Raw genomic sequence first — 14732 nt, forward strand, 5'->3', positions numbered from 1 at the left:
CATAGAATTAGGTGCATTTATTGGAAGCAATGGAAGAAAGTCAAAACGAGATTTAGTAACCTTAAGAAGTTAGATGTGGAAGAAGAAAAAGCATGGATCTGTGCCAATATGCGAAATGGAAACTGGTATTGTAGTGGATATTTTGTGCTACAAACCGCATTTAACAACAAAAGACTCCGTGAGTTGGGATATATAACACTCACGGAGCAATATCTGAAAATATGTGAAAACTAGAGAACCGCCGTGTACCGAACGGTACGCACGGTGGTGTGAGAGGTCGGCTAGTCAACTAATGACTAGCCTCCTACTCGATTGAGATTGAGTATGAACGTTGAGTATGTTAAAATTAACTGTAGATACAAATGAAAAGGAGGCGTGCATTATGGATATTTCCCTAAAGAATATTATTCTTGCCGGAATTGGTTCAATGGCCTATTCCTATGAAAAAGGCACAGAACTGATTGAGAACATGATCAAAAAGGGTGAGATCAGTGTGGCCCAGGGCATGGAAATCAATGAGGAGCTGAAAAGAAAAAAAGTAACACCGGCCGATAAGGATTCTGTCACGGCAGAACAGCTAAAGGAAATGCTTCTGAACCTGGCAACAAAAGATGACATTAAAGATCTTGAGAAAAGAATCACAGAGCTGGAAAACAAATAATCGAAAATCCGAGGTAGAGCGACAGAATGGGCATATCGAATGAAAAAGAACGGATGCGGCAAATCCTCTCGGTGTTTTTCAACCATGGCATAAAAAGAGGATTCAGAGGAGAAAATCTGCCGGTTGGTCTCAGGGAATCATTTGAAGAACTGGGGTCCACTTTTATTAAGATCGGTCAGATTCTTTCCACCAGGTCCGATCTGCTGCCTGACACTTTCACCACGGAACTGCAGAAGCTTCAGGACAATGTACAGCCGGAAACATATACAGATATAATAAAAGTAATTGAGGATGCATTTGGAAAACCCGTCGGAGAAATGTTTTTGTGGTTTGACCGAGAACCGCTCGCAACGGCTTCCATAGCCCAGGTCCATCTTGCCTGCCTCAGAGACAACACAAAAGTTGCGGTTAAAATAAGGCGCCCCATGGTTGAACAGTCCATGATGAGCGATATAGCCATTTTGAAAAGACTGGCGGGGTTTGCCAGGCATACACCCCAATATAATATGATCGATTTCCAGAAAATTATTGGGGAACTGGAAATTTCGGCTAAAAAGGAGCTGGACTTTCTGAATGAAGCAGAGAATATCCGGACATTTCAGCGAAATAACCGAGATGTAAAATTCATAACTTCTCCGGCCATTTTTGAGGAATATACGTCAGACAGCGTTCTGGTAATCGGGTACGTGGATGGAATCAAGATATCCGATAAAAAAAAGCTGGATGAAGAGGGCTATGACCGCAGCGAGATCTGCATAAAACTGGCAAACAACTACTTCAAACAGATATTTGAAGATGGTTTCTTCCATGCAGATCCCCACCCGGGAAATGTTTTTGTCAGCGAGGGGAAGATTGTCTATATAGATTTTGGAATGATGGGAACCCTTAAAGATCCTATGAAGAGGAAGTTTAATTCATTTTTATATGCCTTTGTATCTGCTGATCCGGATGAAATGAGCCGTGCGGTCCGGAGTATTTGTATTCAGAATGGCCCGTTGGATATGCAATCCTTTAAGGCGGATATAGAATCCATTTATAATGAGTATATTGAGAACACTCTTGTCGATCTGAATCTTAGGAAGCTGATTGGGGATGTTCTGATTATATGCAGAAATAATCATCTGACCATGCCGGGAGAAATCACAATGCTGACCAAGGGAATCATTACGATTGAATCTATCCTGGAGGAACTGGCCCCGGATGTGAAAATCATGGATATTCTGATCCCATATTTTAGGAATCAGATGATCAAAAATATAGACATAAAGGAAGAGCTGAGTGAGTATATGATGAGCCTTTACCTGTCCGCCAGATCTCTTCCAAAAGTGTCCAGACAGATTGTCAAAACAATAAACAACCTCTCCACCGGTAAGGCAAAAATTCAGATGGAGCACACCAATCTGGAACAGCCATTGGATCGTTTGAATCACATGGTCAACAGGCTGGTATTCGCCATCATAATTGCTTCCATGATACTGGGATCATCCATGATGGCAGGCATGGAAGCGGGGCCCCGCCTTCATGGTGTATCTGTCATCGCTTTAATCGGATATTTTGTTGCAGTCCTGATGGGATTGTGGATGATTGTCCTGATTATCAGATCAGACAGAAAGAAAAAATAATACAAGAAGGGACCATCATGAAAATATTTAAGGCCTCCAGTTTTAAATGTGCGTTTCGAGGTATCCTGTCTGCCGTAAAATCAGAAAGGCACATGAAGGTGCACGTGGCAGCCATGCTCGTTGTAATTGCTGCCGGATTTTTCTGCAGGCTCCGGCTGTGGGAATGGATTGTATGCATTCTTCTGTTCGGCATGGTGATTTCAGCTGAATTAATAAATACTGCCATTGAAAAACTGGCGGACACTGTCATACCGTGGCAGGACGAAAGGATAAAATTTGTAAAAGATGTATCTGCCGGGGCAGTGCTTACAGTCTCGATTGCAGCCGCTTTGATTGGAATTCTGATTTTTCTGCCTATATAATTCGTGTGTTTTTCACATGAAAAAAATTCATTTTATTAAATCCCTTAACATAATTGACAATTAGTTGTCAAAGTTGTATCATTTTGGTATACCAAATGAATACAAATGGAATATTTAAAAAACACCTATATTGTATATTTACGAAAGGGCGGTAGGAAATGGGTAGGAAAGCTGATAAAGGTCTTGAGATTTTTGACAAAACAGTTTTAGGAGGCACACTGTTTGCACTCGACAAAACATTGAATGCGTTGGCGCTGGCATTCCCGGAATTCAAAATGGAACTCAGAAAGAAGAATATCACTGTTCAGATGAAGCTCAGGGATGAAAGTTTTGGGCGGCTTCTGAAATTCAAGGATGGTTTTGTGACCAGCAATAATGGTATTTTCAAAGATGCCGACGTTGAGATGGTTTTTGAAGATGAGAATGTGGCAAGAAAAGTCGTGGCGCTGATTCGCGACCAGGCAGAATTCGTTAATGCGGCTAAATCCGGATCACTGGCGCTGAACGGCCCGGATGAAGAAGCTATGTGGTTTTCGGCTCTCCTGCTGAAAGTTTTTGCTTTCGACGTATTATATGCCAAGAACTACGGAACTAAAATGCCTAACGGTGAGAAGCGTTATGTGACTGGAACCAATGGCGGACCATTGTTTGTATATGTAAAGGACGACAAGATCGTGCGGGTGACTCCAATCGATTTTGACGAAGAAGATGCAGAGCCCTGGACCATTACTGCCAGAGGGAAAAAGTTCTCGCCTCCGAAAAGAACTACAGCTGCTCCCTACGCCATGGGATGGAAGTCCATGGTTTATTCACCGGACCGGGTCCTTTACCCGATGAAGCGTGTGGATTTTGATCCAGACGGAGAAAGGAATTATGAAAACCGGGGTGTCTCCGGATATGAGAGAATATCATGGGACGAAGCTCTGGACATCGTATCCAGGGAAATCATCCGAGTACGGCAGACCTATGGTGCAGGAGCAGTATTTCATACTTCCGGATCCCATCATACCTGGGGTAACTGCGGATACTATCTGAGTGCGGCAAAGCGGTTCTTCAACTGCCTTGGCGCTACTAATGCAGCCCTGAATCCGGACAGCTGGGAAGGTTTTGCCTGGGGTGCCACCCATCATTATGGCGGAAGCGCACGTAACGGAGGATGTGAGCCATATTCAACAGTGGAAGACTGCATGCAGAATTCTGAAATGATCGTATTCTGGTCATCCGATCCGGAATCCACTGCCGGCGTGTACGGAGCCCAGGAAGGTACCATCCGACGAGAATGGATTAAAAAGCTTGGAATTCCTGTAGTGCATATCGATCCTTACTTTAACAGCACAGCAGCTTTTATGGGCGGAAGATGGATAGCTCCTTATCCAGGAACGGATGCTGCCCTTGCGCTGGCCATTGCAAACGTTTGGATGAATCAGGGAACCTATGATAAGGAATACGTAGCTGACCGTACCAAAGGATTTGAAAAATGGGAAGAGTATGTCATGGGCAAAACTGATGGAGTTCCTAAAACACCAGAGTGGCAGGAAGAGCATACCGGAGTTGCAGCAAGAACCGTAAGGGCGCTGGCAGAAGAGTGGGGAAGAAAGAAAACCTATCTGGCCTGTGGCGGCATTACTTCATTCGGCTGTGCCGGCAGGACAGCCTTCGGAACAGAATGGGCGCGTGCCATGGTGTGCCTTATAGCAATGCAGGGTCTTGGAAAACCAGGGGTAAACTTTGGCGGACTGCAGTATGGAACGCCGCTGGATACCCGATTCTTTTTCCCTGGCTATGCAGACGGAGGATTTTCCGGCGACTATATGGGAACCGGTGCAGGTGTAAACATATATAACCGTATGCCTCAGTCCCCTTCCGTAAATTCTGAAACGCAGCTGATTCCACGACTTCGCATACCTGAGGCCATTATGGATGGAAAGACGGAGGCCAACCATATGGGCGTTTATTCTGTACAAGCGCAGTTTGCCAAAATCAAATATCCGGCGCCGGGACACAGCACCGTCAAGATGTATTATAAATATGGAGGTTCCCATATCGGAACACAGCCTGATTCCAAAAGATTTGCCAGAATGTACCGCTGTGACAGCCTGGAGTTCGTGGTGAACCAGTCTATCTGGATGGAAGGCGAAGCCAAATTTGCCGATATTATCCTTCCGGCCTGCACCAACTTCGAGAGATGGGATATTGCAGAATCGGCCAATTCCGGCGGTTACATCGACAAAACCTACCTGCAGAACAACCACAGGGTAGTTTTTGTGCAGCATAAATGTATTGAACCATTAGGCGAGTCAAAATCCGATTTTGACATATTCCAGGCGGTTGCCAATAAACTGGGACTGTGGCAGGTGTTCTCGGAAGGAAATTCTGAGTATGACTGGGCAAAAAGATACTTTGAGTGTACGGATCTTCCGAAAAAAATATCCTGGCATAAACTTTTGAAAAAAGGATATTACGTGGTTCCACCATTGCCTGAAAACCGCAGGGATCCCGTAGCATTTAACTGGTTTGCCAAGGGAATCAAAAAGGATACGCCGGAGCTTTCCCCACTTCCATCAGAGCATTATGGAAGGTACAATGAAGGACTTCAGACGCCATCCGGAAAATTTGAATTTGAAGCACAGACTTTGAAAATGTTTGATCCAAATGATGAAGAACGTCTTCCAATCTGCACCTACATTCCTTCCTGGGAGGGAAGGGACGCAAAGGAATTGTATAGCAGATTTCCTTTGCAGCTCATATCTCCGCATGTGAAGTACAGCTTCCATACCATGGGAGACGGAAAAGACTCCAATATCAATGACATTGAAGAGCATCGTAAACTGGTGGATGGATTCCGGTACTGGATTTTCAGAATGAACCCAGAGGATGCCCAGAAACGCGGATTAAAGGAAAATGATGTTATTGAAGTATACAACGACCGGGGAAGCGTACTGTGCGCTCTGGAGGTTACCCAGAGGCTGCCAAAAGGAATCGTACATTCCTTTGAAGCCTGTGCGGATTACAAACCACTTGGAGAACCCGGATATGCGGTTGAAAAAAATGGCTGTATCAATAACCTGACACCTAGCCGTTTCATTACAAAGAACGCACACGGACTGGCAGTCAATTCCTGTCTTGTGGAAGTACGGAAATGGGAAGGAGAAAACAAATAATGGAAAAGTGGCATATCGTAGTAGATATTGAAAAATGTGTTGGCTGTTTTAACTGTATGCTTGCCTGTAAGGATGAACATGTAGGCAACAAATGGCTTCCCTACACGGATGAGCAGCAGAAACATGAAAATAAATGGATCAATCCCGAAAAGCATGAGAGGGGATCCGTTCCCTTTACGGAAATTTGTTTTGTTCCCCATATGTGTCAGCACTGCGACGAGGCACCCTGCGAGAAGAAATTCCCGGATGTGGTGACGAAAAGACCGGACGGTATCGTGCTTCTGGATGTGAAAAAAGCCAAAGGAAAAAAAGAGCTGGCAGACGCATGTCCTTACGGAGCCATTGTCTGGAACGAGGAATTAAAGACGGCCCAGAAATGCACCCTTTGCGCCCATCTGCTGGATGATGGATGGACAGAGCCCCGGTGCGTACAGTCTTGTCCGCTCAGGGCCCTAAGCATTGTACACTGCGAGGATACGGAGTTCGAAAAGCTGGCGGACAAACAGAATCTCAAACCAATCACGAATGGGAGCAATCAGCCCCGGGTGCTGTATAAAAACCTGTATAAATTCAACAAGGTATTCGTTGCAGGCGCCCTGGCATTCCTGGACGGGGACATCGAGAAAGCGGCCGTGGATGCCCGGATTTCCCTGAGCCTCAACGGGAAGAAGCTGCTGGAACAAAAAGCGGATTTCTTCGGGGAATTCAAATTCGACAAGCTGCCGAAAAACAGCGGAACGTTTACAGTGGAATGCCTTATGGAAGGGTATAATCCAATCCGCCAGGAAGTAACCGTGGGAAATGAATGCGTAAAGATGGAACTGATGACTTTCGAAGGAAGATAATATGATGAACAAAAGGAATTTGCAGGAAAAGCTGGAAGCTCTGCTGTCAGACGGCTACGGGATGATGGCGGAGATGGGCATGGAGCCTTTCGGAGAAGAGGAGAGAAGCCTGACGGCAGAGATATTTTGTACGTATCCGGATATAGAAAAGGGCCTGAACCTGGCGGCTGCCGGGCAGTGCTTCTACTGCTTCTGCAGCCTGCATAACCGGATCGAGGAGAATGAAACGGCGGCGACCCTGCTGGGAGATTACTTCTTCAGCCGCTTTTCCCATTTCCTGATTCCCCTGGACAGCCGCCAGCTGATTGAAGAGTTTTCCCTTTATCTGCAGGAAGAGTCCAAGGACGGGGTAGACGGCAACCGGATCTTCGATACAGAAAAATATCGGATATTCCTGAACCACATTTCCTCCGAGGTGGAAGTATGACAGAGACAATTGCCGGATTGGAAGTCCGAAAGAAAATAAAAGAGAACGTAGCCCTGCAGGAACTGACCGGGGAGCTGAACCGGCTGGAAGCCCTTCTTGTGAAGGCCTGTGGCAGCGATAATGCCATGTTGACAGAGAACCTGAAACGGATCATCCTGTCGGGAGGCAAGCGCCTGCGGCCTTCCCTTGCGTACCTTTGCCACGGCCTGGCCGGATACGCCGGTGGAGACCGGAAGAAAAGGGAAATCCTTCCCCTGATGTGCATGTTGGAGCTGATGCATACCGCCTCCCTGATCCATGACGACGTGATCGACCATTCGGATGAGAGAAGAGGGGTCATCACCATACACAAGGTCATCGGAAGGCACTCCGCAATCAAGAGCGGGGATTATCTCCTTGCAAAAGCCATGGAACATATACCGGCTTATCATGGTACCGGCATCAGTGAGGTGCTGGCGGATACCGCTGCCCAGATGTGCCTGGGAGAAGTCCAGCAGATGCGGACGGCTTTCAGCAGAGAAAAACAGACCTATGAGAATTATATTCTTCAGATAAAGAGAAAGACAGCCTATCTTCTGGCGGCAAGCTGCTACACGGGAGCTGTCGCCGGCGGATTTACACTGGAAGAAGCCAAATCCCTTCGCTCCTATGGGGAGAATATAGGGATAGCCTTCCAGATCAAGGACGATATCCTGGATTTCAAAGGCAGCCGGAAGCTGGGAAAACCTTTGGGGCAGGATCTGCGCAAGGGAATATTCACCCTTCCCCTCATGAAGGCATTGGAAGCGGAACAGGATGCAGAAATGCTGAAGCTCGCCTGTGCGGAAGAAAAATCGGAGACGGATATAGAAAGGCTGATACGTTTTGTGGTCGGTACAGGCAGTATCGGTTATACCGAAAACAAGGTCAGGGAATACAGCCAGAAGGCAATATGGGACCTGGAAACATTTCCGGAGAGTCCCCAAAAAGCGGCCCTTACCGACCTGGCAGAGGGTCTGGCAGAAAGAAAACTCTGACGGATGAAGCCACATCCGGCAGTGTGAAGGAGGAACAAAATGGATGATTGCTTGAACGAAAAAAGCGGAAAAAATCTTATAAAGCAGATCACCCGGGAGACCGGCGTGGTTCTGCACGACTGCTACCAGTGCGGCAAATGCAGTGCAGGCTGCCCCATGGCCCATGCCATGGACCTGATGCCTCGGGAGGTGGTCCATTATATGCAGCTGGGCATGATGGATGAGGTGTTGAAATCGAAGACCATATGGCTGTGCGCCACCTGCCACACCTGTGTGGACCGGTGCCCCAACGATATCGATATACCTTCCCTTATGGAGAAATCCAGGCAGGAAGCCAAGAGGCGGGGTCTGGTTGCCGTGAAGGAAGTGGACCGGTTCAATGATATCTTCATGGAAAACGTGAAGCTGTTCGGAAAGTCCCAGGAGGTCATCCTGGAAGGGCTGTATAACGTCTCCACTGGGCATTTCATTCAGGATATGGAGAATGTGCCCCATATGCTGAGCCATAAGCTGATCGGGATCAAGCCGGTCATGATAAGGGACAGAGGTGCTGTGCAGAAGATCATTCGGAAAACAATGAAGGATAAAAAGAAGAAATGAGGTGAGGGCTGATGCTCAGATATGCATACTATCCGGGATGTTCTATGGACTCGACCGGAGCTACCTATAAAAAATCCATCGAATTCGTGGCGGAAAAGATCGGACTGGATCTGCGGGAGATCAAGGACTGGAACTGCTGCGGCGCCACCGCAGCCCACACGAAGGATGAAATGATGGCCCTGGCCCTGCCGGCGAGGAATCTGGCCCTGGCAGAAAGCGAGGATCTTGGCCTGGATATCGCCATTCCCTGTGCGGCCTGCTATTCCCGGATGAAATATTCCCTGCATGCCGTACGCACCGATGAGGAGAAGAAAGAGCAGATCCAGGAAATCATTGAGATGCCGTATGAAGGCAAAAATGATGTCCTGTCTTTTCTGGATATCTTCAGTACCGAGGAGGCCATGGAGGCCTGCCGGTCCAAGATGGTCCGCACCTTAAGCGGCCTCAAGGTCGCGTGCTATTACGGCTGCCTTCTTTCCCGTCCCCATGAGGTCACCGGAGGGGAAGATACAGAGAACCCCATGGATATGGACCGAATCGTCGCCCTGACGGGAGCGGAGCCGGTGGACTGGTCCTTCAAGACAGAGTGCTGCGGAGCCAGCCATCAGGTGGATGTGCCGAAGGAAGCCAGACCCTTATTGGACAGGATACTCAGAAATGCCCAGGCAAACGGGGCCCAGGCCATCGTGACGGCCTGTCCGTTGTGCAATATGAACCTGGACATGCGTCAGGCGGAAATCAACGAAAAAATGGAAAAAAAATATAATCTGCCGGTATATCAGTTCACGGAGCTGCTGGCTGTGGCCATGGGAGCCGGTGCAAAGGAAATAGGCCTCCACAAGCATTTCTTTCCAGCTTTCGAGCTGATGAAAAAATACGCAAAGAGAGCAGGTGAGAACGGATGAGCCGAACAGGAGTAATCATCTGCCACTGCGGCACAAACATAGCCTCCATGGTGGATGTGGAAAAAGTAGCGGAAGAAATAGGAAAAATACCGGGCGTGGTCTACTCCGTGACGAACAAGTATACCTGCTCCGAACCGGGTCAGCAGATGATCAAGGATGCCATCGAGGAACACAGCCTGGACCGCATCGTGATTGGAGCCTGCACCCCCCGGATGCATGAGACAACCTTTCGCAAGATGCTCAAAGGGACGAAAATCAATCCCTACATGCTGGAGATTGCCAATCTGCGGGAGCAGTGCGCCTGGGTCCATACCGATAAAGAAAAAGCCACCGAAAAGGCCATCTCCCTTGTACGGATGTCCGTTGCCAAGGTAGGCAGCAATAAGCCTCTGTTCACCTCCTTCATCCCAATCCATAAGAAGGCCCTGGTCATCGGCGGCGGAATTGCCGGCATCCAGGCGGCTCTGGATATTGCGGATGCAGGACATGAAGTGACGCTTGTAGAAAGAGAGCCATCCATCGGAGGCAAGATGGTCATGCTGGACAAGACCTTTCCGACCCTGGACTGTTCTGCCTGCATCAGCACCCCGAAAATGGTGGACGTCAGCGCACACCCCAACATTACGCTGAAAACCTCCTGTGAGGTGGAAGCGGTAACCGGATACGTGGGGAATTTCGAGGTGACCATCCGACAGAAGGCCCGTTATGTGAACCATGACATCTGTACCGGCTGCGGATTATGCGAGACAAAATGCCCTTCCAAAATATCCGATGAATTCAACCAGGGAATCGGAGAACGGAAAGCCATCTATAAGCTGTTTCCGCAGGCGGTGCCGGCCAAACCGGTCATCGACGCACAGAACTGCCGGAAACTGAATGGCTCAGCCAAGTGCGGGGTCTGCCAGATCGTCTGCCCCCTGCAGTGCATCGATTTTGAGGACAAGGACCAGCTAATCACGGAAACCTATGGAGCCATCGTGGTAGCTACCGGATATGAACTGATTGATTGGACGAAGCTGTACGGAGAATACGGAAGCGGCCGCTATGCGGACGTTATCAGCGGTCTGCAGTTCGAACGCCTGGTCAACGCCTCCGGTCCTACGGAAGGCCATATTCTGAGGCCTTCTGACCAGAAGGAACCCAAGGATGTAGTCATCGTCAAATGCGTGGGTTCCCGGGATGAGAAAAAAGGGAAAAGCTATTGTTCCCGTGCCTGCTGTATGTACGGAGCCAAGCACGCCCATCAGATCCTGGAGAAGATCCCCGGATCGAATGTATATATATTCTATATGGATGTGAGAACCCCCGGAAAAGGATACGAGGAATTCTACAACCGGACCCGGGAGGACGGAGCAACCTATATTAGAGGTCGTGTGGCCAAGATCTACAAAGAGGGGGACAAGCTCATCTGCACCGGAGAAGACACTCTGATTGGAAAACCGGTAACCGTAAAAGCGGACATGGTCATCCTGGAAACGGCCATGGTGCCTGCCAGGGGAGTGGAGGAAATCGTCAGCAAACTGGGCATCTCCATGGATGGGGACCACTGGGTACAGGAAGCCCATCCGAAGCTTCGGCCGGTGGAGACCCAGACAGCCGGAATATTCCTGGCAGGCACCTGCCAGGGCCCCAAAGATATCCCGGATACCGTAGCCCAGGCCTCTGCGGCAGCCGTAAAGGTCTGCGGGGTGTTTAGCAAGGAACAGATGGAAACCTCCCCGATGATCAGCCGGGTCAACGAAGAAAAATGCTGCGGATGCGAGTTCTGCGTAAAATGCTGCCCTTACAGCGCGATTGCCATGAAGGAAATCGACGGAAGGGAAGGCAACCGAAAAATCAAACGAATGGTAGCCACTGTCAATTCCGGACTCTGCCAGGGCTGCGGAGCCTGCACGGCAGCCTGCCGCACCGGCGCCATCGATCTTCTGGGATATACCAATGACCAGATACTCAAGGAGGTGGATGCACTATGTCTGTAGAAAAGAACTGGGAACCGAAAATCATTGCCTTTACCTGCAATTGGTGCACCTATACCGGAGCGGATCTGGCCGGCCTGAACCGGATGAAATATCCGGAAAACGTACACCTGGTACGTGTGCCATGCTCCAGCCGCGTCAATCCGCAGTTCATCCTGCGGGCCTTCCAGAAGGGCTGTGACGGCGTAATGGTGTGCGGATGCCATCCGGGAGACTGCCACTATGCCACGGGCAACTATTTTACCAGAAGAAGGTTCATGCTCATGAAAAGATTATTGGAATATAACGGAATCGACCCACAGCGTTTCCAGGCCCGGTGGATTTCCGGCTCTGAAGCGGCCAAATTCAGGGATACCATGACACAGGTTACGGCACAGATCCGGGAGCTTGGACCAAACAGCAAGTTCCAGGAGAAGTGGTATCAGGAAGGAGGCCCGGAGAATGAATGACACATTGGAGATAAAAAGGGAAGCACAGCTCAGGGAAACGGCCCGCAGGCTTCTCGAAGACGGAACGGTAGGCTATATCATCGGCTGGGGAACGACCCGCTTTGAAGACAAAACGGCCCCCCTGTTCGCAGCAAAACCAGAGGAGGCGGACAGACTGGTATGGAATGAATACTGCATCAACAGCCTGGCCAAATATTCCCTGGATGACAAGTACCCGGAGAAGAAGATCGGCATCTGCGTGCGGGGATGCGACTCCCGGGCCGTGAACCGCCTGGTCAACGACAAACAGATCGAAAGGGAGAACCTGTTCCTGATCGGGATGCCCTGTTCCGGCAAGGAAAACAGTGTGTGTGAGGGTTGTTCCCATAAGAACCCGGTCGTCTATGACATCCTCATTGGGGAACCGGTAGAAGAAAACACAGAGGAAAAGGCCAGCGCAGAAAGATTCCGGGAAATCGAGGAGTTTGAAAAGATGTCCCCGGATGAAAGATATGAATTCTGGGCGAAGCAGTATGACAAATGCATCCGCTGCTACGCATGCCGCAACATCTGCCCGGCCTGCAGCTGCAAGGAATGCTACGCAGACCAGTACATGGTAGGATGGCAGGGCAAGCAGAACAACCGGGCCGAAAGCCAGGTGTACGGTCTGACCAGAGCCTATCACGTGGGGGACCGCTGCATCGAATGCGGCGAGTGCGAACGGGTATGCCCCATGGGGCTGCCCATCATGCGCCAGACCAAGAAGATGCTCAAGGATATCAATGACCTGTTTGGAAACTATGAGTGCGGCGTGGAGAGCGAACGGGCGCCGGTTCTGGGTGAATATGACCTGACAGACAGGGACGAATTTATGTAGGAGGTACAGGATGCAGTTAGATAAATCGGATTTACAGGAGGCATTGCGGATCCTGTCCGCGGAGGCAGGCGTCTTCGTACCCTCCGTGGTGGAGGGCGTATCCAGGTTCGCACTGTGGGATGGGGAAAGCAGCATCGATCTTTCCCGGGTCAATACGGAGCTTCCGCCTAAGGATATCCTGTTTCCCCAGACGGAGAAGATGTACTCCTATAAGATGGGAAAAAATATAGAGATCAAAGAAATAATAGACAACCCGAAGCAGGTGGTCTTCGGAATCCGCCCATGCGATGTGAAGAGCATCGGCTGCATGGACAAGGTATTCCTGGAGAAGACCTATGTGGACAGCTTCTATGCGGGAAAACGGGAGAACCTGACGGTGATATCCGTGGGATGTACCCAGACTGACAGGACCTGCTTCTGCGATTCCATGGGTCTGAGCCCTTCGGACGCACCGGGAGCGGATGTAATGATGAATGATACCGGCGATACCTTCGTGGTGGAAGCCTATACAGACAAGGGCAAACAGGTGATGGAAGCCTGGAAGCCCCTGCTGAAGAAGGGCGGGAAAAAGCCCGCTGCCCCAGAATGTACGCTTAAGGTAAAGATGAGTCCGGAGATTTCCGTGAAGCTGTCGAAGATGTTCGAACATCCCATTTGGGAGGAGGTCTCCCGGCCCTGCATCGGGTGCGCCACCTGTACCTATGTCTGCCCTACCTGCTACTGCTTTGACATGAATTCGGACAATCACAGCAGTGAAGGCACCAAGTTCCGGTGCTGGGATTCCTGCATGTTTTCGGACTATTCCAGGATGGCCGGAGGCCACAATCCACGTCCGGGCAAAAAGGAGCGGGTGCGCAACCGCTATATGCACAAGCTGTCCTATTTCAATGAAAGATATGAAACTTCCCTGTGTGCCGGATGCGGAAGGTGTGCGGATAAATGCCCGGCCCACATGGATATAACCGCCTTTATCGACAGGGTGGCAGAGGAGGAAATGGAAAATGCATAGTATAAACCATGAATGCACCTGCAGCAGCAACCCGCTGATTCCCCATGTCTGCCAGGTGACCGCCATCAAACAGGAAACCCCGGATGTGCAGACATACCGGATCCAGACCCTGGATGGCCAGAAGCCCTTTTCTCCGATGCCCGGCCAGCTGGCCATGATTTCCCTGCCGGATGTGGGGGAAGCCATGTTCTCTATAACGGCCCAGGGGGAAGACTATATAGAATCCGCCATCAAGAATGCAGGCCAGCTGACACAGGCCTTTCATGAAATGACTCCCGGCCAGCAGATTGGGGTGCGGGGTCCTTACGGAAACCACTTCCCGGTGGATGACCTCAAAGGAAAGGACCTGCTCTTTATCGGAGGCGGCATCGGGCTGGCCCCGGTCCGCTCCCTGATCCGCTACTGTTTTGCGAACCGGGAGGATTTCGGCCATATCGATATCCTCTACGGCGCCCGCTCTCCGGAGGACCTGGTATTCAAGGAAGACCTGTCCCTAAACTGGCCGAAAGAAAAGGATACCACGCTCCATGTGACCGTCGACCGGGGGAATGAGACTTGGGAAGGCAACGTCGGTTTCGTGCCGGCCTACCTGGAGGAGCTGGCCTTTTCGCCGGTCGGCCGGAAAGTGATCTTGTGCGGTCCTCCCATCATGATCAAGTTCGCCTCTCAGTCGCTGATGAAAATGGGATTTGCCAAAGAAGACGTCATCACAACCCTGGAGATGCGCATGAAATGCGGTATCGGAAAGTGCGGACGCTGCAACATCGGAAGCAAATATGTGTGCCTGGACGGCCCGGTATTCACTCTGGCGGAGCTGGACGAGCTGCCGGACGAGAATTAGAA

General features: G+C 49.9%; 14 protein-coding genes. All 14 read left to right on the forward strand.

What is annotated here, in order from left to right; genetic code table 11:
• Positions 1–382 precede the first annotated feature (382 nt).
• The 14 genes from BUA79_RS03485 to BUA79_RS03550 all read left to right on the forward strand — a co-directional run bounded on the left by BUA79_RS03485 (position 383) and on the right by BUA79_RS03550 (position 14730).
• Positions 383–661, forward strand: a complete 279-nt coding sequence (locus BUA79_RS03485; RefSeq protein WP_073992978.1) for a phasin family protein — start codon at positions 383–385, stop codon at positions 659–661.
• A 26-nt stretch (positions 662–687) separates the two neighbouring features.
• Complete coding sequence (locus tag BUA79_RS03490) at positions 688–2283, forward strand: ABC1 kinase family protein (protein WP_073992979.1); 1596 nt, start codon at positions 688–690, stop codon at positions 2281–2283.
• 17 nt (positions 2284–2300) lie between these two features.
• Positions 2301–2645, forward strand: coding sequence for a diacylglycerol kinase family protein (locus BUA79_RS03495; protein WP_073992980.1), 345 nt, complete (start codon positions 2301–2303; stop codon positions 2643–2645).
• 158 nt (positions 2646–2803) lie between these two features.
• Positions 2804–5806: a molybdopterin-dependent oxidoreductase gene (locus tag BUA79_RS03500; protein WP_073992981.1), complete on the forward strand. Its 3003-nt coding sequence runs from the start codon at positions 2804–2806 to the stop codon at positions 5804–5806.
• Entirely contained in the window at positions 5806–6651 is an 846-nt protein-coding gene (locus tag BUA79_RS03505) for a 4Fe-4S dicluster domain-containing protein (RefSeq protein WP_073992982.1), read from the forward strand. Before BUA79_RS03500 ends, BUA79_RS03505 begins: the two co-directional genes overlap by 1 nt.
• Before the next feature lie 4 nt (positions 6652–6655).
• On the forward strand, positions 6656–7078 hold the full coding sequence (locus tag BUA79_RS03510) for a hypothetical protein (RefSeq protein ID WP_178138524.1): 423 nt from the start codon (positions 6656–6658) through the stop codon (positions 7076–7078).
• Positions 7075–8094: a polyprenyl synthetase family protein gene (locus BUA79_RS03515; RefSeq protein WP_073992984.1), complete on the forward strand. Its 1020-nt coding sequence runs from the start codon at positions 7075–7077 to the stop codon at positions 8092–8094. Before BUA79_RS03510 ends, BUA79_RS03515 begins: the two co-directional genes overlap by 4 nt.
• Before the next feature lie 39 nt (positions 8095–8133).
• Positions 8134–8694, forward strand: coding sequence for a 4Fe-4S dicluster domain-containing protein (locus BUA79_RS03520; protein WP_073992985.1), 561 nt, complete (start codon positions 8134–8136; stop codon positions 8692–8694).
• An 11-nt stretch (positions 8695–8705) separates the two neighbouring features.
• Positions 8706–9599 (forward strand): CoB--CoM heterodisulfide reductase iron-sulfur subunit B family protein, encoded by an 894-nt coding sequence (locus tag BUA79_RS03525; protein WP_073992986.1) that lies wholly within the window; start codon positions 8706–8708, stop codon positions 9597–9599.
• Positions 9596–11578: a CoB--CoM heterodisulfide reductase iron-sulfur subunit A family protein gene (locus BUA79_RS03530; protein ID WP_073992987.1), complete on the forward strand. Its 1983-nt coding sequence runs from the start codon at positions 9596–9598 to the stop codon at positions 11576–11578. The genes BUA79_RS03525 and BUA79_RS03530 overlap by 4 nt, the downstream gene beginning before the upstream one ends.
• On the forward strand, positions 11569–12024 hold the full coding sequence (locus tag BUA79_RS03535; protein ID WP_073992988.1) for a hydrogenase iron-sulfur subunit: 456 nt from the start codon (positions 11569–11571) through the stop codon (positions 12022–12024). Before BUA79_RS03530 ends, BUA79_RS03535 begins: the two co-directional genes overlap by 10 nt.
• The gene (locus BUA79_RS03540) at positions 12017–12880 is read left to right on the forward strand and encodes a 4Fe-4S dicluster domain-containing protein (RefSeq protein WP_094757282.1); all 864 of its coding nucleotides are present in this window, start codon (positions 12017–12019) and stop codon (positions 12878–12880) included. Before BUA79_RS03535 ends, BUA79_RS03540 begins: the two co-directional genes overlap by 8 nt.
• Positions 12881–12890: 10 nt before the next feature.
• A complete protein-coding gene (locus tag BUA79_RS03545; RefSeq protein WP_073992989.1) occupies positions 12891–13889 on the forward strand; it encodes a 4Fe-4S dicluster domain-containing protein in 999 nt (332 codons plus the stop codon).
• Positions 13882–14730, forward strand: coding sequence for an FAD/NAD(P)-binding protein (locus tag BUA79_RS03550; RefSeq protein WP_073992990.1), 849 nt, complete (start codon positions 13882–13884; stop codon positions 14728–14730). Before BUA79_RS03545 ends, BUA79_RS03550 begins: the two co-directional genes overlap by 8 nt.
• Positions 14731–14732: the final 2 nt, after the last annotated feature.

This window comes from Parasporobacterium paucivorans DSM 15970 (genome assembly GCF_900141895.1).
GTDB classification, from domain to species: Bacteria; Bacillota; Clostridia; order Lachnospirales; family Lachnospiraceae; genus Parasporobacterium; species Parasporobacterium paucivorans.